Origin of the sequence: uncultured Jatrophihabitans sp., from assembly GCF_964252635.1 — a bacterium.
Lineage (GTDB): Bacteria > Actinomycetota > Actinomycetes > Mycobacteriales > Jatrophihabitantaceae > Jatrophihabitans.
Genome location: NZ_CAXUNP010000054.1, coordinates 1 through 22,620, shown reverse-complemented (window position 1 = coordinate 22,620; position 22,620 = coordinate 1). Strand labels below are relative to the sequence as shown.

The following is a 22,620-nucleotide window of genomic DNA, read 5'->3' as shown; positions in this document are numbered from 1 at the left end:
GCCTACATGCACGCCGAGGGCTTCCCGGCCGGCGAGCTCAAGCACGGCCCGATCGCCCTCATCGAGGACGGCCTGCCCGTCGTAGTGATCATGCCGTCACCGACGGGACGGCCCCTGCTGCACCAGAAGATGCTGTCCAACGTCGCCGAGATCAAGGCCCGCGGCGCGCGCACCATCGTCATCGGCGAGCCCGACGACGCAGCAGCCCGCGACCTCGCGGCCGACTTCATCGAGGTGCCGCGCGTGCCGACGTTGCACTCGCCGTTCGTCACCACGCTGCCGTTGCAGGTGCTCGCCGCCGAGATCGCCCGGACCCGCGGCTACGACATCGACAAGCCGCGCAACCTCGCTAAGTCGGTCACCGTCGAATAGGTTGCAAAGATGACCACCGCGACCCTCGAGAACGTGGACGTACTGATCGTCGGGGCCGGCCCGGTGGGTCTGTACGGCGCCTACTACGCGGGGGTGCGGACGCTGTCCACGGCCGTGCTGGACTCCCTCGAGGAGCCCGGCGGGCAGATCACCGCGATGTACCCGGAGAAGGCGATCTTCGACGTCGCGGGGTTCCCGGCGATCAAGGGCCGCGAGCTGGTCGAGCAGCTGCTCAAGCAGGCCGCACCGTTCAAGCCGACGTACATGCTGGGCCACCAGGCCGTCGGGCTCGAGCGCGGCGAGGGCGGGTTCGCGGTCAGCACCGCCAGCGGGCACCGCATCGAGGCCCGCGCCATCGTGATCACCGGCGGCATCGGCACGTTCACACCGCGACCGCTGCCCACCGGCGGCGAGTACCTGGGCCGCGGCCTGGTGCACTTCGTCCCCGACCCGAAGGCCTACGAGGGCCAGGACATCGTCGTGGTCGGCGGCGGGGACTCCGCGCTGGACTGGGCGCTCATGCTCGAGCCCATCGCTCGTTCGATCACCGTGGTGCACCGCCGCGGCGAGTTCCGGGCCCACCAGCACTCGGTCGAGCTGCTGAAGCGGTCGTCGGTGCGCATCCTCACCGACGCCCAGGTGTCCGGCGTGCACGGCGACCCGGACGTCGACCAGGTCGAGGTCACGGTCAAGGGCAGCGACCCCGAGACGCTGCCGTGCACCAAGCTCATCGCCGCGCTCGGGTTCACGGCCAACCTGGGCCCGCTCATGGAGTGGGGCATCACCATCGAGAAGCGCCAGATCGTCACCGACACCGCGGGCGCGACCTCCGTGCCCGGCATCTACGCGGCCGGCGACATCGTCGACTACCCGGGCAAGGTCAAGCTCATCGCCACCGGCTTCGGCGAGGTCGCCACCGCGGTCAACAACGCCTTCGCGTTCCTGAACCCCGGCAAGTCGGCGTTCCCCGGGCACCTGTCGGACTACGCGCCGGAGCCGGGCGAGCCGGCCCCGGCGGGCTCGCCGACCGCGGAGGCACCTGCCTCGTGACCAGTGCCTGCCCGACCCCGTCGGCATGAGCATCGTCGGGGTGGGCATCGACGTGGTGCCCGTCGAGCGGTTCGCGGCGGTGCTGCGCCGCACCCCCGCCATCGCGGACCGGCTGTTCACGGCCGCCGAGCGGACGACGCCGGCCGGCCTGCCGCGTTCGGCCGAGTCGCTGGCCGCCCGGTTCGCGGCCAAGGAGGCACTGTCCAAGGCGCTGGGCGCGGGCGGCGGGATGCTGTGGACCGACGCCGAGGTCGTCGTCGACGACGCGGGCCGGCCCTCGATCGTGGTGCGTGGCACGGTGGCGGCCCGCGCGTCGTCGCTCGGCGTCGCGTGCTGGCACGTGTCGCTCTCGCACGACGGCGGCATCGCGTCGGCGACGGTGATCGCCGAGTCGTAACGATGATCGGCCCTTGCGGCCGCCCCCGGGCGGCGGGGAGGGGTGATCATCGCCGGGAGCACGAGGAAGGATCGCGACATGCGTGGGGTGCACACGGTCGAGCAGGTCAGGTCGGCCGAGGACGCGCTGATGGCCCGGTTGCCCGACGGCGCGCTGATGGCCCGCGCGGCGTACGGGCTGGCCGTCGAGTGTTTACGGCTGCTCGGCACCGTCTACGGGGCCCGCGTGGTCGTCCTCACCGGCGCGGGCAACAACGGCGGCGACGCGCTGTACGCGGGTGCGTACCTCGCCCGGCGCGGAGCCCGGGTGACCGCCGTCCTGCTGAGCCCCGACCGTGCGCACGCGGGCGGGCTGAGCGCGCTGCGGGCCGCGGGCGGTCGCGTCGCGGACCCGACGGCCGACGTGGTCTCGGGCGCCGACCTCGTGCTCGACGGGATCGTCGGCATCGGGGGTTCCGGTGACCTGCGGCCGGCCGCCGTTCCGCCGACCGAGGCGGCCCGGGGCTCGACCGTGGTGGCCGTCGACGTCCCGTCCGGGGTGGACGCCGACACCGGCGAGGCCGGCGAGCACGCCGTCCGGGCCGACGTCACCGTCACCTTCGGCACCCTCAAGCCCGGCCTGGTGGTCGGCGCGGGCGCCGAGCACGCGGGCGAGGTACGCCTGGTCGACATCGGCCTGGGCGCCACGCTGCCCGAGGCGCGCACGCAGGTGCTCGAGAACGCCGACGTCGCCGCCCTGCTGCCGACGCCCGGCGGTGCGGACGACAAGTACAGCCGCGGTGTCGTCGGGCTGGTGTCGGGCTCGGCGGCCTATCCCGGCGCGGGTGTGCTCTCGACCGGGTCGGCGATCAACGGCGGCGCCGGGATGGTGCGCTACGCGGGCACGGCCGCCGACGCGATCCGCGCCGCGTACCCCGAGGTCGTCGTGCAGGAGGGGTCGAAGCCCAGCGGGCTGCGGGTGCAGTCGTGGGTCGCCGGGCCGGGCATGGGCACCGACGACGACGCCCGCGACCTGCTCGCCGACGTGCTGGGCACCGACGTGCCGGTGCTCGTCGACGCCGACGGCATCACCGTGCTGGGAAAGCATCCCGACCTGCTGCGCGGCCGGTCCGCGCCCACCGTGCTGACCCCGCACGACCGTGAGTTCGCCCGCGTGGCCGACGGCCCGTCCGCTGACCGGCTCGCCTCGACCCGCGCCGCGGCCGCCGCGCTCGGTGCGGTGGTGCTGCTCAAGGGCGAGGCCACCGTGGTCGTGGCTCCGGACGGGCGGGCGTGGGTCAACCGCACCGGCACACCCTGGCTGGGCACGGCGGGCAGCGGCGACGTGCTCAGCGGCCTGATCGGCTCGCTGCTCGCGGCCGGGCTGGACGCGCCGCTGGCCGCCGCGGTCGGTGCGTACGTGCACGGTGTGGCCGGCCAGCTCGCCGCCGCCGACGGCCCGCCGTCGTCGGTGGACGTGCTGCACGCAGTGCGCCCGGCCCTGCGCGCGATCCGCCGCGGCTGACCGGAAGTTCGCAGGCCAGGTCGACGCGACAGCAGATGGCGCGTCTGATGAGGGCTGTCATACCGGCGATCTACTCTCAGACCATGGCGACGTATTCGGCTGAGGCGGTGGCCGCCGAGATCAGGAAGCGGCTTCCCGGGTAGGCACGAAGACGTTGCACAAGCTTCTGTACTACGTCCAGGCCCACCACCTCGTGGCGTTCGACCAGCCGCTGTTTTCCGAGACCATTTCCGCATGGGACATGGGTCCCGTGGTTGGGCAGCTCTGGAACGCAGAGCGCGTGGGCCCTGCTCAAGCCGCTCCACCGTCGAGCCCGGACGAGGCCGCGTTGAACACGATCGGCTACGTGATCGGCCGTTATGGTGGGCTGAGTGGCGTGGACCTCGAGCGTCTCACTCACAACGAGCGCCCGTGGTTAGACGCAGACGCCCGTCGTCGCGAACTCTCTCGGCGGAGCTACAAGATCGACCTCGGTGCGCTCCGTGACTACTTCCTAGACGAAGCGCGGTCTGAGGAGAAAGCCTCAGACACGCCAGACGAACGCGACGTGCGAGCGTGGCTCGCGGGAGTTGCATCTCGAGCACGTGCCCACCCTTCGCCGGACTCTGCCGAATCGCTCGGCGCGCGACGACGGCGGTGAGCCTCCCTCCGTTCTGGCAGCTCGAGGGCTTCGGCGAACGGCTCACATCTGGGCCGAGACTCAGGCACCCGATGAGGCTCTCATCAACCAGGTTGTCGAATGGACGTACACGAGATTCGAGACTCCGTACCTCGGAGTGCGCCGCGGTTCATCGACCGGCCGGGGCGGCCACCGGGGTCGTCTCATAGCGCGATCCTGCCGTGTTCACGGCGTCCGGTCGCGGCGTATTTGGGAGACTGGGGACATGCACCGAACCGAGGCGGTCGTCGACCTGGGCGCCGTCACCGACAACGTGGCGCGGCTCAAGGCCGGCACCTCCGCCGAACTGATGGCCGTGGTCAAGGCCGGCGGCTACGGCCACGGGCTGCTGCCCGCGGCCCGAGCGGCCGTCGCCGGGGGTGCGGGCTGGCTGGGGACGGCCGTGCTCGGCGAGGCGCTCGCCCTGCGTGCAGGCGGCATCACCGTCCCGCTGCTGGCCTGGCTCTGGACGCCGGACGAGGCCGCCACCGTGACCCGCGCCGTCGCGGCCGGCATCGACGTCTCGGTGAGCAGCCGGTGGCAGCTCGACGCCGTGACCGCGGCGGCGCGCGAGACCGGCACGGGCGGACGCGTCCACCTCAAGATCGACACCGGGTTGTCGCGCAACGGCTGCTACCCCGACGACTGGCCCGACCTCGTCGCCGCGGCGGCCAAGGCGGTCGCCGGGGGCGAGGTCGAGGTCGTCGGCGTCTGGAGTCATTTCGCGTACGCCGACGCACCGGGGCACCCGACCATCGCCCGGCAGCTCGCCGTCTTCGACGACGCCCTGGCCACGGCTGCGCGCGGCGGCGTCGAGCCCCAGCTGCGGCACATCGCCAACTCGGCGGCCACCCTGACCCTGCCCGCGGCGCACTACGACCTCGTCCGGCCCGGCATCGCCGTCTACGGCCTGTCGCCCGTCGAGGGCGATTTCGGGTTGACCCCGGCCATGACCCTGCGGGCCGGCGCAGCGAGCGTGAAACGCGTCCACGCGGGGGAGGGCGTGTCGTACGGCCACGAGTACGTGACGGACCGCGACACCACCCTGGTGCTGGTGCCGCTGGGGTACGCCGACGGCATCCCGCGGCACGCGTCCAACGCCGGACCGGTCCAGGTCGACGGCCGCCGCTTCACCGTCGCCGGTCGCGTCTGCATGGACCAGTTCGTCGTCGACGTGGGCGATCTCGACGTCGCGCCCGGCGACCCCGTCGTGCTGTTCGGCGACGGCCGCGACGGTGGGCCCACCGCCCAGGACTGGGCCGACGCCGCGGGCACCATCCACTACGAGATCGTCACGCGCGTCGGCCCGCGGGTGGCGCGGGTGTACTCGTGACGCTCGGCCCGATGCACGGACCGGGCCGCCGCCCCGGCCCCGAACCACGGCTGGCCACCGGCGGCCGTCGCTATCTCCTGCCGACCCCGCAGGACACCCACGACCTCGGGGTGGAGCTCGCCGGGCTGCTGCGCCGCGGTGACCTGCTGGTGCTCGCCGGCCCGCTCGGTGCCGGCAAGACCGCGCTGGTGCAGGGCCTCGGTGCCGGCCTCGGGGTGCAGGGACGCATCGCCTCGCCGACGTTCGTCATCGCGCGCGTCCACGAATCCGGACACCCCGGTGGGCTGGGGTTGGTGCACGTCGACGCCTACCGGCTGGGCTCGCTGGCCGAGGTCGACGACCTCGACCTCGACGTCGACGCGGCGTCCACCGTCACGGCCGTCGAGTGGGGGGCCGGCCTGGTCGAGCAGCTGGCCGACGCGCATCTCGCGATCGAGCTCGAGCGGGACGCCGACTCCGAGCAGCGCACCGCCACCCTCGTCCCGCACGGCGGCGACTGGTCGCAGCGGCTGCAGCAGCTGCGCTGAGCGCCAACTACGCTGGCAGGGCAATGTTCGCCCTCGCCATCGACACATCGTCGCCCGCCGTGACCGCGGCCGTCGTCACGGTGACCGACGGCGAGGTCGCACTCGCCGCGGCGCGAGTACCGCTGGCGGCCCGGGGTCACGGCGAGCTGCTCACCCCGTCGATCGCCGGGGTCCTGGACGACGCCGGCCTCGCGCCCCGCGACCTCGACGCCGTCGTGGTCGGTGTCGGCCCCGGGCCGTTCACCGGCCTGCGGGTCGGCCTCGTCACCGCGGCCGCGCTGGCCCACGCCGTCGACGTCCCCGCCTACGGCGTCTGCTCCCTCGACGCCATCGGCGTGCTGTACCCCGACGACCCGGCCCTGCTCGTCGCCACCGACGCCCGGCGCTCCGAGGTCTACTGGGCCCGCTACGAGTTCGGCCGGCGGGTCGGCGACCCGGGCGTCGCCCGCCCGGCGGACGTCCCCACCGACGGTCTGTCCGCGGTCGCGGGCGCCGGCGCCGAGCTGCACGCCGAGGCCTGGCCCGGCCTCGACCGGCGCCCGGGGCGCTACCCCGACCCCGTCGCCCTGGTCGGCCTGGCTGCGGAGCGCATCGGGTCCGCGGCCCCGTCGGACCCGCTGACCCCGCTGTACCTGCGCCGCCCGGACGCCGTGGTGCCCGGCGCCCCGAAGGCGGTGCGGCAGTGACCGTCACCGCCGCGCGGATCGTGCCGATGACCCCGGCGCACATCGACGCGCTGATGCCCTACGAGCGGGCCATGTTCGGCTCCGAGGCGTGGACCCGCAGCGGCTACCGCGGCGAGCTGGCCGACCCGCACCGCACCTACGTCGCGGCCGAAGCCGACGGGACCGATGCCGACGGGACCGATGCCGATGAGACGGGAGGCGACGGGCGCGAGGACCGGCCGGGTGTCCTGCTCGGGTGGGCCGGTATCCGCGTGCTGGCCGACGAGGCCGAGGTGCTCACCGTGGGCGTCGTCCCCGAGGCCCGCCGGACGGGCCTGGGCCGGCGCCTGCTCGCCGAACTGCTGGCGGCGGCCGTCCGGCAGCACGTCCGCGACGTGTACCTGGAGGTGCGCGTCGACAACGACGCCGCCCGCACCCTGTACCGCAGCGAGGGCTTCAAGGAGGTGGGGGTGCGTCGCGGGTACTACGAGCACGGCCGCGTCGACGGCATCATCATGCACCGCACGCTCGCGCCGGCGACGGGGGAGCGACCGTGACGATCGTGCTGGGCATCGAGACCTCCTGCGACGAGACCGGCGTCGGCCTGGTGCAGGACGGCGTGCTGCTCGGTGATGCGCTGGCGTCGAGCATGGACGAGCACGCCCGCTACGGCGGCGTCGTCCCCGAGATCGCCGCCCGCGCCCACCTCGAGGCCATGGTGCCGACGGTGCGCCGCGCCCTCGACAACGCCGGCATCGGGCTCGACGACGTCGGGGCCGTCGCCGTCACCGCCGGCCCGGGCCTGGCCACCGCGCTGCACATCGGCGTCGCTGCCGCGAAGGCCTACGCGCTCGCCCTCGACGTGCCGCTCTACGGCGTCCACCACCTCGCCGGCCACGCCGCCGCCGACACCCTCGAGCACGGCCCGCTGCCGGACCGCTCGGTGGCGCTCATCGTCAGCGGCGGCCACACGTCGCTGCTGTTCGTCCGTGACCTCGTCCGCACGCCGATCGTCCACCTGTCCGACACCTTCGACGACGCCGCCGGCGAGGCCTTCGACAAGGTGGCGCGGCTGATCGGACTGCCCTACCCGGGCGGCCCGTCGATCGACCGCGCGGCACGGGACGGCGACCCGGCCGCGGTGCGGTTCCCGCGACCGTTGACCGGCCCGAACGACCCGCCGCTGGGCTTCTCGTTCAGCGGCCTGAAGACCGCGGTCGCGCGCTACGTCGAGAAGGGCGACGATCCGGGTGTCAGCACGGCCGACATCGCGGCCAGCTTCCAGGAGGCCGTGGCCGACACCCTCGTCGGCAAGGCCCTGCGGGCCTGCCGCGACTCCGACGTCGACACGCTGGTGATCGTCGGGGGAGTCGCCGCGAACAGCCGCGTCCGCAGCCTGGCGCAGGAACGCTGCGCCGCCGCGGGCATCGAGCTGCGCGTCCCGCCGATGCGGCTGTGCACCGACAATGGCGCCATGATCGCCGCGATCGGCGACCTGCTGGTCCGCGACGGCGCCGCCCCGTCCGCCCCGGACTTCTCGGCCGTCCCGACCGTCGAGCTCACGTCCGCCCAGCTGGGACTTACCTGATGGAGCTCCGGTGAGCACCGTCATGTGGGAGGCCCGGGCCGCCGACGGGCGCACCGACGAGCTGCTCGCGCACGTGCTCGCCCACGCCGCCCCGGAGGCCGACGTGTACCGCAGCCGGGACGGGCGGATCGTCGTCATCGACCCCACCGGTCGCGGCCTGGACGACGTGCCGGCCGGGCTGACGGCCCGCCCGGCGCACGCCTGGCCCTTCGAACCGGTGGCCCGCTGACGATCGCTTGCTTCCGGGCGCGGGACCGGGAACGCTCAGGCCGTGGCTGACACTCCGGGGGACGAGCACGCTGGTACGACCGTGGCACGCCGCTCGCCGTCCGGGGTGACCGCGGTGCCGGGTGCGGCGGTGCGCTACGCGCAGCTCGTCCAGCAGACCGCCCGCAACCTCGCCGAGTTCGTGCGCTTCGGCGGGCTCGAGACCGGCGAGGAGCAGTCGCCGTTCGCGGTCGAGGCCGAGCAGCAGATCTACCGGCTGCGGCACTACTTCGCCGACGACGCACCCGCCGGGGCGTTGCCGGTCCTGATGGTCCCCCCGCTCATGGTCACCACCGAGGTCTGGGACGTCGCACCCAGCACCACCGCGGTCGGCTCGTTGCACGAGGCGGGGCTCGACACCTGGGTCGTCGACTTCGGCCACCCCGACCACGAGCCCGGCGGCCTCGAACGCACCCTCACCGATCACGTGCTCGCGGTGAGCGACGCCGTCGACCGGGTCCGGAAGGCCACCGGCAAGCCGGTCGTGCTGGCGGGTTACTCGCAGGGCGGCATGTTCGCCTACCAGGCGGCGGCCTACCGGCGCGGCGAGGGCATCGACAGCCTCGTCACGTTCGGCGCGCCCGTCGACACCCGCGCGCCGTTGGCGATCCCGATCTCACCGGACGTCGTGTCGCGCCTGGCCAACGACCTGGTCGAGTCCGGCTGGCTGAGCCACGTCGCGCTGCCCGGATGGGCCGCACGCTCGATCTTCAAGATGCTGACGCCGGCGAAGTCGCTGCAGGACCGTGTGCAGTTCCTGCTCGCCCTCACCGACCGCGACGCACTGCTGCCGCGGGAACGCCAACGCCGCTTCCTCGACGGCGAGGGGTGGACGGCCTACTCGGGCCCGGCGATCGCCGAGCTGCTCGAGCAGTTCGTCACCCACAACCGGATGCTCGAGGGCGGGTTCACCATCGACGACCGGCTGCTCACGCTGGCCGACATCGACCTGCCGGTCCTCACCTTCGTCGGCAGCCGCGACACCATCGGCCACCCGGACGGCGTGCGGGCGATCCGTCGCGCCGCCCCGCGCGCCACCGTCTACGAGGTGACCCGCCCGGTCGGGCACTTCGGCCTGGTCGTGGGCTCCAACGCCAACGAGCACACCTGGCCCGACGTCGCGTCGTGGGTGCGGTGGCGGGCCGGCGAGGCGGAGCTCGCCGACGAGATCGTCCTGGCCGACACCGTCGAGCCGACCCGGGGGCCCCGCCCGGACCCGAGCATGGCCGCGGTGGGCCAGGCCATCGAGCTGGGCGTGGGCGCCGGCCGGATCGCCGTGCGCGAGGGCCGCCGGGTCGGCCGTCTCGTGCGCGGGGTGGTCCGCGACGCACCCGCCCAGCTGCCCCGGCTCAGCCGCATCGAGCAGCTCAAGCCGGACACCCGCATCTCGCTCGGCCTGCTGCTCGACGAGCAGGCCCGTCGCGCGCCCGACAACATCGCGTTCCTGTTCGGCGACCGCGCCCACCGCCAGCACGACGTCAAGCGCCGGGTCGACAACGTGGTCAAGGGCCTCATCGACATCGGAGTGCGCCAGGGCGACCGGGTCGGCGTGCTCATGGCCACCCGGCCCAGCGCGTTCACCCTGATCACCGCCCTCAGCCGGCTCGGGGCCACCGCGGTCCTGCTGCGTCCGGACGGCGACAGCGCGCGCGAGATCGCCCTGGGCCGCGTCGAGCGGGTCATCTCCGACCCCGAACACCTCACCGCCATCGAGGACCACCCGGACGTCGACTGGGCCGTCCTGGGCGGCGGTGGCGAGTGGCGCGACCTGCATCCGCGGGCCGTCGACATGGAGCGCATCGACCCCGACGACGTGCCCCTGCCCGCGTGGTTCACCCCCAACCCGCACCGGGCCACCGATCTCGCGTTCGTGCTGTTCTCCGGCGAAGGTGACCGCACCAAGGCGCTGCAGATCACCAACCGGCGCTGGGCGCTGTCCGCGCTGGGTACGGCGTCGGCGGCCGCGCTGCGCCCCGGCGACACCGTCTTCAGCACCACGCCGTTCCACCACTCCTCGGCGCTGCTCATGAGCGTCGGCGGTGCCGTGGCGTCGGGTGCCCGCTTCGCACTGGCCACCGACGACGACCCGGACACGTTCTGGCAGGAGGTGCGCCGCTACGGCGCCACCCACGTCTCCTACACCTGGACCTCGCTGCACGACGTGGTCAACGCACCACCCAACCCGGCCGAGCAGCACCACCCGATCCGGATGTTCATCGGCTCGGGCATGCCCCGCAACCTCTGGCACCGGGTCACCGACCGTTTCCCGACCACCAAGATCGTGGAGTTCTACGCCTCCGCGGAGGGCGAGGCCATCCTGGCCAACGTCAAGGGACGCACCCCCGGCTCCATGGGCCGTCCGCTGCCGGGCACGGCCGAGGTCAGGGTGGCCGCCTACGACCTCGCCACCCGGCGGCTGCGGCTGGGCGACGACGGCCTGGCCCGCGAGACCGTCGTCGACGAGGTCGGGCTGCTGCTGGCCCGCGTCCAGCCCGACGAACCGGCCACCGGCACCCGGTTGCGCGGCGTCTTCGCCACCGGTGACGCGTGGCGATCGGCCGGCGACCTGTTCCTGCGCGACGACCAGGGCGACCTGTGGCTGGCCGGCTCGGTGGCGGAGATCATCGACACCGCCGACGGACCCGCGCTGACGTCCGGGGCCCGCTACGCGCTGGCGACCGTGCCGGCCATCGACATGATCACCTCCTACGGCGTCCCGGAGGACGGGTCGGACGTGCTCGTCGCGGCCGTCACCCTGCGCCCCGGCGCCGAGCTCACGGCGGGTGATCTCGAGCAGGCCCTGGACAAGCTGCCCCAGGTCCACCGGCCCGAGTACGTCCAGGTGGTGCCCGACATCCCGGTGACCACGTGGCACCGTCCCGTCTGGAGCGACCTCCAGGCCGAGGGCGTGCCCTCGTCGTCCGACGACCGTCTCGTGTGGTCCCTCGACGAGGACGGCGTGCACTACCGCCCGGTATGACCGAACGGCCGGTGTGACCCACGACGCACGGCCGATCCGATCGGCCTCGGTACGCAACGTTTCCCCGCCCGGTGCTGTCTACCGGGCGTGGAGGTGCTGGTGACCCGCCCCGTCGATCCGAGCATCGGTGATCCCGGCGTCCGTGACCCGGGCAGTGGCTTTGCCGCGTTCGTGCGCGAGCACACGCCGGCCCTGCTGCGCACGGCGTACGTGCTCACCGGCGACGCGCTGTCCGCCGAGGAACTCGTGCAGGACACGATGGTGCGGCTGCTGCCGAAGTGGGCGAAGGTGGAGTCGGCCGACCTGCCGCTGGCCTACGTCCGGCGCTCGCTGGCCAATCAGTACGTCAACACGCGCCGGCGGGCCTCGCGGCGCGAGTTCGCCTATGCCGACGTGCCTGAGCGTGTCGACGACCACGACGCGGTCGGCCAGCTCGCCGACCGCGACCAGCTGTGGGCCGGGCTCGGGACGCTGCCCGACCGGCAGCGTGCCGCCCTCGTCCTGCGCTACTACGAGGACCTCAGCGACGCCGACATCGCCGACACCCTGCACGCCAGGGTCGGCACCGTACGCAGCCTGATCAGTCGCGGACTCGCGACCCTTCGCGCGGAGATGACGCCATGACCGACCACTTCCCGGGCGACTTCCGTGGCGGCGACGACCGCAACAGACCCGTCGACCCGATCGAGGACGACCTGCGGCGCACGCTCGCCGCCCGGGCGGGCGACGCCCCCGATGCGCATGCCCTGACCGAGCGGCTGCTGGTCGCGGGCGCGGACGGTGCGGCGCAGAACCACCGCCGTACCTGGACGGCCTGGGGCACCCCGCTCATCGCGGCCGCGTGCGTCGCGGCCATCGTGGGCATCGTGCTGGCCGTCGTCCAGGGCGGGCACTCCGACCACACCGGCCCGGACGCGGTCGCGACGCCGTCCCTGGCCCTCCCCGCGACCGGTTCGGCGACGTCCGCGCCGCCGACCCGTACCGGTACGTCGTCGGCGACGACTGCGGAGCCGTCGACGGCGTCGAGCACGCCCTCGGCCACGTCGCTGCCGAACAACATCACGGTCGACGACCTCACCTTCACCAGCACGGACTCGGGCTGGGCACTGGGGTCGGCCGACTGCCTCACCGGGTCGGGGCGATGCACCGCCTTGCTGCGCACGACCGACGGCACGACCTGGACCGGTCACGCCAACACGCCGTTCTACACGCCCGGAGTCCACGGCTGCCCGGCCGCCAGCTGCGTGCGGCACATCCGCTTCGCCAACGACCGGATCGGTTACGCCTACGGGCCGGACGCGCTGTGGATGACGACGGACGGCGCGCAGCACTGGACGAAGCAGAGCGGTGGAGCCGACGCCCTGGAGACCCTGAACGACGACGTCATCCGGCTCAGCACGCAGGGCGGCACGCTGGCCGTGTCCACGTCCGACCTCGGTTCCACGACCTGGACCAGGCGATCACTGAGCGGTGTCCCGGCCCGGGCGTCGGGGTTCGCGCTGGCCCGCACCTCGAGCGCCGCCTACATCGTGTCGTTGAGCGGCCCCACCCAGGGTGTCTCCTCGGTGCTGTGGACCTCGACCAACGACGGTCAGACCTGGACCGAGCGCGGCACGGTCTGCGAGGGGTACGTGGTGGTCACCCCCACCGGTCTCTCGGTCGCCCCGGACGGATCGGTCGTGCTCGGCTGCCGATCGTTCACGCAGGGCCTGCCGTTCGTCGTCGTCGGAACCCGTGCCGGTCGCTCGTTCACGAGACCGCGCGCCCTGCCGAACGTGGGCACGTCCTTCCCCTTCGCCGCCGCGGCGTCCCGGACGACCGTCCTGACCGGGGTCGGGCGGCTTTACCGCAGTACCGACGGTACGAAGACCCTGCGTGCGGTCTCCGGGGTCGACGTCACGGGCGGGGTGCGGTTCATCGGCTTCGAGAGCCCGCAGGTCGGGCGCATCGTCAGCGCCGACGGGCATACGATCTGGACGACGCGCGACGCCGGCGCGAGCTGGACGAAGGTGACCCTGCCATGACGCGAACCACCGCCCGGCTCGGCGCGGCAGCAGCAGCGCTGGCGGTCCTCGTGAGCGCCGCGGCCTGTTCCTCGTCCGGGGGCTCGGGCCGCACGTCGACACCGACCAGCACCGCTGCGACCCACACCGTCACGGCGTCCCGGACCCCGCCGTCGAGCGCGGCGAGCGCGTCGAGCGCGCCGTCCGGCGGGTCGAGCTCCGCAGCGGCCGGGCCCGGGCCGGCGGCTGTCCACCAGAAGCTCACCAACTTCCGGGTCGTCGACGTCACCTACGTCGGGTCGCAGGCCTGGGCGCTCGGCAGCGCCAACTGCCTGTCCGGTCACGGCACCTGCGACGCCGTCGAGTACAGCGGCGACGGTGGCCGCACGTGGCGTTCGGCCCCCGCGCCCGAGGCCGGGATTACCTCCAGTGCCGGCACGTGCCTGCACACCTGCGTCCAGCACATCCGCTTCGCGACCAGCCGCGTCGGCTACTCCTACGGCCACGGCACGTTCTTCACGACCTCCGACGGGGGCAGCACGTGGGTCAGGCGGTCGGGCCAGGCCGAGGCGCTGGAGTCCCTCGACGGCAACGTCATCCGCGTCCGCACCGACACCTCCGCCTGCCCGCCCGGCTGCACCTACTACGTCGAGACGGCAGCCATCGGCAGTACGCACTGGCACCGGGTGTCCCTGGGGTCGCCCGAGGGCGACGGCATGTCCCTCGTGCGCTCCGGCGCCGAGTCCTACCTGCTGATGAACCAGAACCCCGCCGGCGGCGCCGAGCACGCGACATCGACGCTGTGGTCGTCCTCGGACAACGGGCAGAGCTGGACGCGTCACGGGGAGGTCTGCCCGCAGGCCGGTGGTGAGGTCGACGGTGCGCTGCTCAGCTCCGCCCCGGACGGTGCCGTCGCCGTGCTGTGCCGGCCGCGCATCGGCAAGCGCAGCTCGTTCGTCGTGGTGTCCGCCGCGGGCGGGGCGCACTTCCGGGCCGCCTCGACCACCGCGCTGGGCGCGGCCGGTGTCACCGCGCTGGGCGCCGGCTCGCGCTCGGTCCTGCTCGTCTCCTCCGACGAGACGTACCGCAGCAGCAACGGCGGCCGATCCTTCGCCCGGCTCAGCGCGAACGCCGGCAGCTCGCCCGGGCAGCTCCGCTACGTCGCCTTCGCCTCGCCTTCGGTGGTGCACGGGGTGTCGACCGACGATCGCCGGATCTGGACGTCGACGAATGCCGGCGTGACCTGGGCGGCCCACCGCTTCTGATCGGGCTGCCCCCGGCCGGTTCCGACACCCCGACGTCGACAGCTGGCACTCACGGCACTAGAGTGCCAACTACGGAGCACCGGTCGACCCCCGCGACGGCGACCCGCTCCCGACACAGACACTCAGCACATACGTCACCGCAGAAGGGGAGTCACATCGTGACCGCCACCAAGGTCAGCATCAAGCCGCTCGAGGACCGCATCGTCGTGCAGGCCAACGAGGCCGAGACCACCACCGCCTCGGGCATCGTCATTCCGGACACCGCCAAGGAGAAGCCCCAGGAGGGCACCGTCCTGGCCGTCGGTCCGGGCCGTGTCGACGACAACGGCAACCGCGTCCCGCTCGACGTCGCCGTCGGCGACGTCGTCCTGTACAGCAAGTACGGCGGCACCGAGGTCAAGTACGCCGGCGAGGAGTACCTCGTGCTCTCGGCCCGCGACGTCCTGGCCGTCATCGAGAAGTAGGCCGGCTCAGCCAGCCGCCACCGAGACGCCCCGGCCCGGCCCCACGCGGGTCAGCGACCGGGGCGTTCGGCGTCTGCCTGCCCCCGTACGCACAGACAGGAAGGAACAGTCATGGCCAAGACCCTCAGCTTCGACGAGGACGCCCGGCGCGCACTCGAGCGCGGCGTCGACAAGCTGGCGAACGCCGTCAAGGTCACGCTCGGCCCCAAGGGCCGCAACGTGGTGCTCTCGAAGTCCTTCGGCGCCCCCACCATCACCAACGACGGCGTCACCATCGCGCGCGACATCGAGCTCGACGACCCGTATGAGAACCTCGGCGCCCAGCTCGCCAAGTCCGTCGCCACCAAGACCAACGACATCGCCGGCGACGGCACCACCACGGCCACCGTCCTCGCCCAGGCCCTGGTCAACGCCGGGCTGAAGAACGTCGCGGCCGGCGCCAACCCGATCGCGCTCAAGCGCGGCATCGACGCCGCCGTCGTCGCGGTGACCGAGGCGCTGGACAAGGCGGCCCAGCCGGTCAACGGCGAGCAGGAGGTCGCCCACGTCGCCACCATCTCCGCCCAGGACGCCACCATCGGCAAGCTCATCGCCGAGGCGTTCACCAAGGTCGGCAAGGACGGCGTCATCACCGTCGAGGAAGCCCAGACGATGAGCACCGAGCTCGAGTTCACCGAGGGCATGCAGTTCGACAAGGGCTACATCAGCCCGTACTTCGTCACCGACCCCGAGGCCGGCGAGACGAGCTTCGACGACCCGTACCTGCTCATCACCACGCAGAAGATCTCGGCCGTGGCCGACCTGCTGCCGGTGCTGGAGAAGGTCGCGCAGTCGGGCAAGCCGCTCGTCGTCATCGCCGAGGACGTCGACGGCGAGGCGCTGTCGACCCTCGTCGTGAACTCGATACGCAAGACCTTCCAGGCCGTGGCGGTCAAGGCGCCGTTCTTCGGCGACCGCCGCAAGGCGTTCCTGCAGGACCTCGCGATCGTCACCGGGGCCGAGGTCATCGCCCCCGAGGTCGGCCTCAAGCTCGACCAGGTCACGCTGGAGTCGCTGGGCACGGCGGGGCACGTCACCGTCACGAAGGACACCACGACGGTCACGCACGGTGCTGCGGCGCAGGGCGACATTGACGCCCGGGTCGCGCAGATCCGCAAGGAGATCGAGGACACCGACTCCGACTGGGACCGCGAGAAGCTGCAGGAGCGGCTGGCCAAGCTGGCCGGCGGCGTCGGCGTCATCAAGGTCGGCGCGGCCACCGAGGTCGAGATGAAGGAGCGCAAGCACCGCATCGAGGACGCCATCTCGGCCACCCGCGCGGCGGTCGAGGAGGGCATCATCGCCGGCGGCGGTGCGGCCCTCGTGCACGCCTCGTCCGCGCTGGACAACGATCTGGGCCTGCACGGGGACGAGGCCACCGGCGTCGCTGTCGTGCGCACCGGGCTCGTCGAGCCGCTGCGCTGGATTGCCAGCAACGCCGGCGAGGAGGGCTACGTCGTGGTCTCCAAGGTCCGTGACCTCGCCGAGAACCACGGCCTGAACGCCGCCACCGGCGAGTACGTCGACCTGCTCCAGGCCGGTGTCGTCGACCCGGTGAAGGTCACCAAGGCCGCTCTGGCCAACGCCGCCTCGGTGGCGTCGCTGGTGCTCTCGACGCAGAGCGCCGTCGTGGAGAAGCCGGCCGAGGAGCCTGAGGACGACGGTCACGGGCACGGTCACAGCCACGGTCACGGGCACAGCCACTGACCGACGGCACGGAGTACGAGGGAGGGCCCGCAGCGATCACGCTGTGGGCCCTCGCTCGTACAGTGCTACGTCAGGCAGGCGGTGTCCTTCAGGCCGACTTCGCGAGCAGCAACGACTCGCGCTCCTCGGTCGACAGGCCGCCCCAGACGCCGTAGGGCTCGCGGGCGGCCAGCGCCCACCGCAGGCAGTTCTGCACGACGGGGCAGCGGGAGCACACGGCCTTGGCCTGCATCTCGCGGCGGGCCCGGGACGGGCCACGCTCGTTCTCGGGGTGGTAGAAGTTCGAGGTGTCCTGGCCGCGGCACGCAGCGTCCAGTTGCCAATCCCAGTCACCCTCGCGAAGCGCGGGAAAGCGTCGATCGTCGGCCATCGTCTGACCCTCCGGACCCGGGGACCACTCGGCTGTGGTCGTCGGTAAGTCCAAAGAGCGAGCGGCCGAAAGGTGACGCTGCTTTACACCGAAACCACGAAAATCTCGCGCTGGACGCGCGGTTCGCCCGGTTTGGGCGGAAATTCATCGAGGTCCCGGCAGGGTTTGACCCGGTCCGGATCGGTCAGGGACGTTGCGAGAGCGCCTGCACGGCGTCGTTGTAGCCGCGGGCGTAGTCCCAGCTGACGTAGGCGTCGGGCTCGGGGGCGTAGGCCGGTTCGTGGACGTGTGTACGCCCCTCGCCGAGCAGGGCCCGCAGGTTGGCCGCCATCAGGTCCCAGCCGAAGAAGTGCTGCTCGCCGCAGTCGCCGCAGTCGACGGTGATCCCGTCGACGCCCTGCGGCCCCAGGATGGCCCGGAAGGCCTGCAGCTCGGTGAGGTCGGCCAGCACGTCCTTGCGCTCGTCGTCGGAGAGCGGCGGGGCACCGTGCTCGTCGGGCTCGCCGTCGAGCAGCGCCGCCGGATCGTCGGGATCGCCCAGGAACGGGTCGAGCGGACCGTCGTCGAGGTTCATCGTGCACGCGCCGTCTGGGTCACGACCCCCACGGTAAACGACACCCCGCCACCCGCCAACATCAGCAACGTCGCTGCGTAGCATGGGCGTCTCGGCGACAGCAAGGAGTCAGCGTGTTCGACGAGTCCGACGCGAGCGGCCTGCCGGCGAAGTTCGCCCCGATCGGCCTGACCTTCGACGACGTCCTGCTCCTGCCGGGCGAGACCGACGTCGTCCCCGCCGAGGTCGACACCACCAGCAGGCTGACCCGCGAGCTGCACGTCGCCGTGCCCCTGCTGTCCGCGGCCATGGACACCGTCACGGAGTCCCGGATGGCCATCGCCATGGCCCGCCAGGGCGGCCTGGGCGTGCTGCACCGCAACCTGTCCATCGACGACCAGGCCTACCAGGTCGACCTGGTGAAGCGGACCCAGACGGGGATGATCGCCAACCCGGTGACGATCACGCCGGACGCCACCCTCGAACAGCTGGACGAGGTGTGCGGGGAGTACCGCATCTCCGGCCTGCCCGTCGTCGACGCCGAGCAGCGGCTGCTTGGCATCATCACCAACCGCGACCTGCGTTTCGTCTCCGTCACCGAGTGGGCGACGACCAAGGTCGACGAGGTGATGACCCCGATGCCGTTGATCACCGCACCGGTCGGCATCTCGCACGACGACGCGACGACGATCCTGCGCCAGCACAAGCGCGAGCGGCTGCCGCTGGTCGACAGCCAGGGCCGCCTGGCGGGCCTGATCACCGTGAAGGACTTCGTCAAGTCCGAGCAGTTCCCGCTGGCGTCGAAGGACGACCACGGGCGGTTGATGGTCGGCGCGGCGGTCGGCTACTTCGGTGACGCCTGGGACCGCGCCACCCGCCTCGTCGAGGCCGGCGTCGACGTCCTGGTGGCCGACACCGCCCACGGGCACGTGCGCCTGCTGCTGGACATGGTGCGCCGCCTCAAGACCGACCCGGCGACCCGGCACGTGCAGGTCATCGGGGGCAACGTCGCCACCCGGGCCGGCGCCCAGGCGTTCGTCGACGCGGGCGCCGACGCGGTGAAGGTCGGCGTCGGTCCCGGGTCGATCTGCACGACCCGCGTGGTCACCGGTGTCGGGGCGCCGCAGATCACCGCCATCTACGAGGCCTCGCAGGCCTGCAAGGCGGCCGGGGTGCCGGTCATCGCCGACGGCGGCCTCCAGCACTCCGGCGACATCGCCAAGGCCATCGTGGCCGGCGCCGACACCGTCATGCTCGGCTCGCTGCTCGCCGGCTGCGACGAGACGCCCGGCGACCTCATCCTCGTCAACGGCAAGCAGTACAAGAGCTACCGCGGCATGGGCTCGCTCGGCGCGATGAGCTCGCGCGGCAAGAAGTCCTACTCCAAGGACCGCTACTTCCAGGCCGAGGTCACCAGCGACGACGAGATCGTCCCGGAGGGCATCGAAGGCCGGGTGGCCTACCGCGGCCCGCTCTCGGCCGTCGTCCACCAGCTGGTCGGCGGGTTGCGCCAGTCGATGTTCTACGTCGGCGCGCGCACCACTCCCGAGCTCGCCGAACGCGGCCAGTTCGTGCGCATCACGCAGTCCTCCCTGAAGGAGTCGCACCCGCACGACGTGCAGATGACGGTCGAGGCGCCGAACTACACCGGGCGTTGACGGCCTGCGATCGGGCCTGACGCCGGTGCGCGATAGGCACCCCGGGGCGCCGGGCTCCGGCGACCAACGGCCGAACCCAAGCACCCGTCCGGTCCGCTCCACACGCGCATGATGTTCTGACAGCGCATGCGGGGCAGCGACTGCAGGGCAGCTCACGACCTGGTGGTCTCCGGTCAGGCGTCGGCTCGGGTTGAGGTCGTTGCCCCGGGTGTCGTGGCAGAACATCATGCACGCCAGAAGTGCGTCGCCGCCGTCGCGGTCGAGTGCCCGGCGCGGCCACTCGGCGTCGGATCCGTCCGCGACCGGCGGCTTGTCCACCACCGGCGGCCTGTCCACAACCGGCCGCCCCGTCCACAGTCCGCGATCGAGCTCGGCCGCGGCCGGGTCGGATGCGGCACGGTGGGCACGTGCAGCCAGCAGCCGAGGAACCCGAGTGGCCGGGCGGGGTCGTGGGCACTGTGCCCCGCGTCAGCGCGGCAACCTGGTCGCTGGCGTGCCGCAAGGCGCGGACGCTCTCGCAGCGCGAACTCGCCGAACTCGCGGGTCTGTCGCGCTCGACGGTCGACCGGCTCGAGTCCGAACGCGGCCGGGCCGCCTTTGACACGGTGGTCACCGTGCTCGCGGCGACGGGGTACGCGCTGGTCGCGGTCGATAGCCACGGTCGTCCGCTGCGGGTCCGGGGTGCGTCCGACGGCCCGTTCGACCGTGCGGGCCGACGGTTACCGGTCCACCTGCACCCGCACCGCACGCTGGGGTACCGCGAGAGTCCCACCTACGACCGGTGGACGTGGTGGGGCTGGCACTGCATCGCCTGGTGGGACGGCCAGGACACCGTCCCGGACTGGACCTTCCGCAAGCGGCGCCGTGAGCTGCCGCGTCTCGGCAAGAGGCACGAACGGGACTCGGGTCTCGACCTCGGCCGGGTGTGGGACGACGCCACGTGACCCCGACCCGGATGCCGACCCGACGACGGGGTCGACGCCGCGTCAGGACGAGCTGTCGGAGCTGCTCTGGTCCTGCAGGTTGGCGCCGAACACGGCGGCCTGGGTGCGCCGCTGCATGCCGAGCTTGGCCAGCAGGCTGGACACGTTGTTCTTCACGGTCTTCTCGGCCAGGAACAGGCGTTCGCCGATCTGGCGGTTCGTCAGCCCCTCGGCGATGAGCACCAGGATCTTGCGCTCCTGCGTGTTCAGCGAGGCCAGCCGCGCGTCCTCCTGCTTGCCTTCCCGGATGCGGCGCAGCACCCGGTCGGTGACCGACGGGTCGAGCAGCGACTGCCCGGCCGCGACCTGGCGCACGGCGTCGACGAGGTTCGAACCGCGGATCTGCTTGAGCACGTAGCCCGCGGCGCCGGCGAGCACGGCCGCGAAGATCGCCTCGTCGTCGTCGTAGGACGTGAGGATGAGGCACCGGACCTCGGGCTGCTCCTCGCGGATGATGCGGCAGACCTCGATGCCACTGCCGTCCGGCAGTCGCCCGTCGAGGATGGCGACGTCGGGGCTGACGGCCGGGATGCGGCGCAGGGCCTCGGCGACCGTTCCCGCCTCACCGACGACCTCGAAGTCCTCGACGCTGTTCAGCAACTCGGACAACCCTCGACGCACGATCTCGTGGTCGTCGAGCAGGAACAGGCGTGTCACCGCGCCCGCAGTGTCGGCGGCAGTCATCGCAAGAGCCTCTCGGTGTTCGACGATGGATGCAGCCTACGGGAGAGCTGGGTCATTACTGAGTCGGCTCGATCTCGCCATGCCCGACGTGCGGGAAGCGGCTCTCGGCCAGCGCCTTGCGCAGCGCCTTGTCGTCGCGCAGACCGAACACGCGGGTGCGGATGTCGTCGATGGTCTCGTCGAGATCGGAGATGTAGCGCGTCAGCCTGCGGGCCGTGTCGGGGGGAAGTGAGCCGCCGGCCATGCTCTGCAGGCCGACGCCGATGGCGAACAGGCGTTGCATGACGTTGTCGTGCAGGTCCTTGGCGATGCGGTGGCGGTCCTCCAGGACCTTGACCCACTCCCCGCGCCGGCGGGCGTCGTCCATCTCCAGGGCCAGTGCGAGCTGGTCGGCGAACGTCGAGATCAGATCCAGGTCACGCGCGGAGAAGCCGGGGCGGCCGCGACGGCGGATCGCCACGACCGACCCCCGTACGCCCCGGGCGTCGACGAGCGGTGCGGCCATCACCGAACCGAAGTCGTGGACGTTGACGTAGTCGTCGCGCACGATCGTGGATATGTCGTCGACCAGCATGCTCTCGCCGCGCAGCGCCGCTCGCCCGAGGCTCGAGGAATCGGCGTCGATGACCCGCCCACGGAAATCCCCGCCGCCCCGCCCGGTGCTGACGGCGACCCGCAGCCGGGCGTCCCCGTCCGGCAGCAGCAGCCCGACGTTGTCGGCCTCGGCGACGTGCAGGGCGCGCGTCACGACCTGCAGCACCATGTCCGGGTCGGCGTCGGACAGCAACGTCCGCGCGATCTCGCCGGAGGCATGCAGCCAGTCCTTGCTGCGCTCGGCCTCCTCGTTGAGCAGCGCGTTCTCGACCGCGGTGGCGGCCAGCTCGGCCAGGGCTTGCAGCAGCTGGGCGGCCTCGTCGTCGAAATTGCTTGCGTCCTCGACGCCGACGTAGAGCTCCAGGGACGGGGCGTTGCGGGCGCTGAGGTCGACCCCGAGCAGCCGGGCGTCGCCGACCGCGCGAGCCCGATCGGCCGCGGAGGCCGACCCCCCGGTTTCGTCGCCGAGCGGCTCGAGCACCCGCCGCCAGGAGGCGCGTTCCGCGAGCTCCGCATGGTGGACGACGGTCTGTGCCACCGCACCGGAGGGCGACAGGACGGCCACGGCGCCGTAGTCGGCCCGGGTCAGGGACACCGCGGCGAGCAGCAGGCGGTCGAGCATGGCCGACGACGACAGGTCGGCCGTGACCAGGCGGTACGCGTCGAGCACGCGCTGCAGCCGGCTGCCCTCCGGCAGGTCACCCGGCAGCAGCACGCTGCTGTGCGTCTGGAACGTCGTCATGGCGGGGTCCGCATCTTTGGCGTTCACTGTCGGTGCCGGCTTGTCACCCGCACAGTGTCCTTCGGTGATTGCGTGCTGTCGATCGTCGTCCCCCGCCGACGTCCGGCTCGTCGATCGACAGGTGCTCCGCGGCCCCGTGCCTGCGGTGATGCCCTCGGGACGGCCGCCGCCCCCGCGCGGCCGCCGATCCCGAACCCCGATCTCCGTCCCCCCAAGAC

The 22,620-nt window shown here is 72.6% G+C and carries 23 protein-coding genes; 19 read left to right on the top strand and 4 right to left on the bottom strand.

Translation table 11 applies throughout. The features are described from left to right. The 17 genes from ACFFCA_RS17840 to groL all read left to right on the top strand — a co-directional run. Positions 1–372 (top strand): SIS domain-containing protein (locus ACFFCA_RS17840; protein ID WP_375487249.1); only part of this gene is annotated, 372 nt, incomplete at its 5' end. A gap of 9 nt (positions 373–381) precedes the next feature. Then, positions 382–1,422, top strand: a complete 1,041-nt coding sequence (locus ACFFCA_RS17835) for an NAD(P)/FAD-dependent oxidoreductase (protein WP_375487247.1) — start codon at positions 382–384, stop codon at positions 1,420–1,422. Positions 1,423–1,447: 25 nt separating this feature from the next. Further along, a complete protein-coding gene (locus tag ACFFCA_RS17830) occupies positions 1,448–1,819 on the top strand; it encodes a holo-ACP synthase (RefSeq protein WP_375487245.1) in 372 nt (123 codons plus the stop codon). A gap of 78 nt (positions 1,820–1,897) precedes the next feature. Beyond that, positions 1,898–3,322, top strand: a complete 1,425-nt coding sequence (locus tag ACFFCA_RS17825) for an NAD(P)H-hydrate dehydratase (protein ID WP_375487243.1) — start codon at positions 1,898–1,900, stop codon at positions 3,320–3,322. Between the two features lie 193 nt (positions 3,323–3,515). Continuing rightward, positions 3,516–3,962 (top strand): Panacea domain-containing protein, encoded by a 447-nt coding sequence (locus ACFFCA_RS17820; RefSeq protein WP_375487257.1) that lies wholly within the window; start codon positions 3,516–3,518, stop codon positions 3,960–3,962. Between the two features lie 244 nt (positions 3,963–4,206). After that, positions 4,207–5,313, top strand: coding sequence for an alanine racemase (gene alr / locus ACFFCA_RS17815; RefSeq protein WP_375487241.1), 1,107 nt, complete (start codon positions 4,207–4,209; stop codon positions 5,311–5,313). Between the two features lie 11 nt (positions 5,314–5,324). Continuing rightward, entirely contained in the window at positions 5,325–5,840 is a 516-nt protein-coding gene (gene tsaE / locus ACFFCA_RS17810; protein ID WP_375487255.1) for a tRNA (adenosine(37)-N6)-threonylcarbamoyltransferase complex ATPase subunit type 1 TsaE, read from the top strand. Between the two features lie 23 nt (positions 5,841–5,863). Then, a complete protein-coding gene (tsaB, locus tag ACFFCA_RS17805) occupies positions 5,864–6,526 on the top strand; it encodes a tRNA (adenosine(37)-N6)-threonylcarbamoyltransferase complex dimerization subunit type 1 TsaB (protein ID WP_375487239.1) in 663 nt (220 codons plus the stop codon). Further along, the gene (gene rimI, locus ACFFCA_RS17800) at positions 6,523–7,062 is read left to right on the top strand and encodes a ribosomal protein S18-alanine N-acetyltransferase (protein WP_375487237.1); all 540 of its coding nucleotides are present in this window, start codon (positions 6,523–6,525) and stop codon (positions 7,060–7,062) included. The genes tsaB and rimI overlap by 4 nt, the downstream gene beginning before the upstream one ends. Further along, positions 7,059–8,093: a tRNA (adenosine(37)-N6)-threonylcarbamoyltransferase complex transferase subunit TsaD gene (gene tsaD, locus ACFFCA_RS17795; RefSeq protein WP_375487235.1), complete on the top strand. Its 1,035-nt coding sequence runs from the start codon at positions 7,059–7,061 to the stop codon at positions 8,091–8,093. Before rimI ends, tsaD begins: the two co-directional genes overlap by 4 nt. A 10-nt stretch (positions 8,094–8,103) precedes the next feature. Continuing rightward, positions 8,104–8,322, top strand: a complete 219-nt coding sequence (locus ACFFCA_RS17790; protein ID WP_375487233.1) for a hypothetical protein — start codon at positions 8,104–8,106, stop codon at positions 8,320–8,322. A 105-nt stretch (positions 8,323–8,427) separates the two neighbouring features. Beyond that, positions 8,428–11,340, top strand: a complete 2,913-nt coding sequence (locus tag ACFFCA_RS17785) for an AMP-binding protein (protein WP_375487253.1) — start codon at positions 8,428–8,430, stop codon at positions 11,338–11,340. A 99-nt stretch (positions 11,341–11,439) separates the two neighbouring features. Continuing rightward, a complete protein-coding gene (locus ACFFCA_RS17780; RefSeq protein WP_375487231.1) occupies positions 11,440–11,964 on the top strand; it encodes a SigE family RNA polymerase sigma factor in 525 nt (174 codons plus the stop codon). Beyond that, positions 11,961–13,364: a hypothetical protein gene (locus tag ACFFCA_RS17775; RefSeq protein WP_375487229.1), complete on the top strand. Its 1,404-nt coding sequence runs from the start codon at positions 11,961–11,963 to the stop codon at positions 13,362–13,364. The genes ACFFCA_RS17780 and ACFFCA_RS17775 overlap by 4 nt, the downstream gene beginning before the upstream one ends. Beyond that, positions 13,361–14,608: a hypothetical protein gene (locus ACFFCA_RS17770; protein ID WP_375487227.1), complete on the top strand. Its 1,248-nt coding sequence runs from the start codon at positions 13,361–13,363 to the stop codon at positions 14,606–14,608. The genes ACFFCA_RS17775 and ACFFCA_RS17770 overlap by 4 nt, the downstream gene beginning before the upstream one ends. Positions 14,609–14,763: 155 nt before the next feature. Continuing rightward, positions 14,764–15,072, top strand: a complete 309-nt coding sequence (gene groES / locus ACFFCA_RS17765) for a co-chaperone GroES (RefSeq protein WP_375487251.1) — start codon at positions 14,764–14,766, stop codon at positions 15,070–15,072. A 111-nt stretch (positions 15,073–15,183) separates the two neighbouring features. Further along, positions 15,184–16,818, top strand: a complete 1,635-nt coding sequence (gene groL / locus ACFFCA_RS17760; RefSeq protein WP_375487225.1) for a chaperonin GroEL — start codon at positions 15,184–15,186, stop codon at positions 16,816–16,818. Positions 16,819–16,906: 88 nt separating this feature from the next. Here the strand turns inward: groL and ACFFCA_RS17755 are convergent, their stop codons facing one another. Both ACFFCA_RS17755 and ACFFCA_RS17750 read right to left on the bottom strand, forming a co-directional pair. Further along, on the bottom strand, positions 16,907–17,188 hold the full coding sequence (locus ACFFCA_RS17755; protein WP_375487223.1) for a WhiB family transcriptional regulator: 282 nt from the start codon (positions 17,186–17,188) through the stop codon (positions 16,907–16,909). A 184-nt stretch (positions 17,189–17,372) separates the two neighbouring features. Next, positions 17,373–17,762, bottom strand: a complete 390-nt coding sequence (locus tag ACFFCA_RS17750; RefSeq protein ID WP_375487221.1) for a DUF5319 domain-containing protein — start codon at positions 17,760–17,762, stop codon at positions 17,373–17,375. 113 nt (positions 17,763–17,875) lie between these two features. Here ACFFCA_RS17750 and guaB point away from each other — a divergent pair, with 113 nt between their 5' ends. Both guaB and ACFFCA_RS17740 read left to right on the top strand, forming a co-directional pair. After that, positions 17,876–19,399 (top strand): IMP dehydrogenase, encoded by a 1,524-nt coding sequence (guaB, locus tag ACFFCA_RS17745; protein WP_375487219.1) that lies wholly within the window; start codon positions 17,876–17,878, stop codon positions 19,397–19,399. A 407-nt stretch (positions 19,400–19,806) separates the two neighbouring features. Further along, on the top strand, positions 19,807–20,343 hold the full coding sequence (locus ACFFCA_RS17740; RefSeq protein WP_375487217.1) for a helix-turn-helix domain-containing protein: 537 nt from the start codon (positions 19,807–19,809) through the stop codon (positions 20,341–20,343). A gap of 42 nt (positions 20,344–20,385) precedes the next feature. Here the strand turns inward: ACFFCA_RS17740 and ACFFCA_RS17735 are convergent, their stop codons facing one another. Next, a complete protein-coding gene (locus ACFFCA_RS17735; RefSeq protein ID WP_375487215.1) occupies positions 20,386–21,066 on the bottom strand; it encodes a response regulator in 681 nt (226 codons plus the stop codon). 55 nt (positions 21,067–21,121) lie between these two features. Then, complete coding sequence (locus ACFFCA_RS17730) at positions 21,122–22,402, bottom strand: GAF domain-containing protein (RefSeq protein ID WP_375487213.1); 1,281 nt, start codon at positions 22,400–22,402, stop codon at positions 21,122–21,124. Between the last annotated feature and the right edge of the window lie 218 nt (positions 22,403–22,620).

Bases quoted from the DNA above. Each gene is read 5' to 3' on its own strand.
- alr (WP_375487241.1), top strand. From the start codon at position 4,207: ATGCACCGAACCGAGGCGGTCGTCGACCTGGGCGCCGTCACCGACAAC.
- ACFFCA_RS17730 (WP_375487213.1), bottom strand. From the start codon at position 22,402: ATGACGACGTTCCAGACGCACAGCAGCGTGCTGCTGCCGGGTGACCTG.
- ACFFCA_RS17825 (WP_375487243.1), top strand. From the start codon at position 1,898: ATGCGTGGGGTGCACACGGTCGAGCAGGTCAGGTCGGCCGAGGACGCG.
- tsaB (WP_375487239.1), top strand. From the start codon at position 5,864: ATGTTCGCCCTCGCCATCGACACATCGTCGCCCGCCGTGACCGCGGCC.
- ACFFCA_RS17735 (WP_375487215.1), bottom strand. From the start codon at position 21,066: ATGACTGCCGCCGACACTGCGGGCGCGGTGACACGCCTGTTCCTGCTC.
- ACFFCA_RS17770 (WP_375487227.1), top strand. From the start codon at position 13,361: ATGACGCGAACCACCGCCCGGCTCGGCGCGGCAGCAGCAGCGCTGGCG.
- tsaE (WP_375487255.1), top strand. From the start codon at position 5,325: ATGCACGGACCGGGCCGCCGCCCCGGCCCCGAACCACGGCTGGCCACC.
- ACFFCA_RS17775 (WP_375487229.1), top strand. From the start codon at position 11,961: ATGACCGACCACTTCCCGGGCGACTTCCGTGGCGGCGACGACCGCAAC.
- groL (WP_375487225.1), top strand. From the start codon at position 15,184: ATGGCCAAGACCCTCAGCTTCGACGAGGACGCCCGGCGCGCACTCGAG.
- ACFFCA_RS17830 (WP_375487245.1), top strand. From the start codon at position 1,448: ATGAGCATCGTCGGGGTGGGCATCGACGTGGTGCCCGTCGAGCGGTTC.
- ACFFCA_RS17835 (WP_375487247.1), top strand. From the start codon at position 382: ATGACCACCGCGACCCTCGAGAACGTGGACGTACTGATCGTCGGGGCC.
- ACFFCA_RS17750 (WP_375487221.1), bottom strand. From the start codon at position 17,762: ATGAACCTCGACGACGGTCCGCTCGACCCGTTCCTGGGCGATCCCGAC.
- ACFFCA_RS17755 (WP_375487223.1), bottom strand. From the start codon at position 17,188: ATGGCCGACGATCGACGCTTTCCCGCGCTTCGCGAGGGTGACTGGGAT.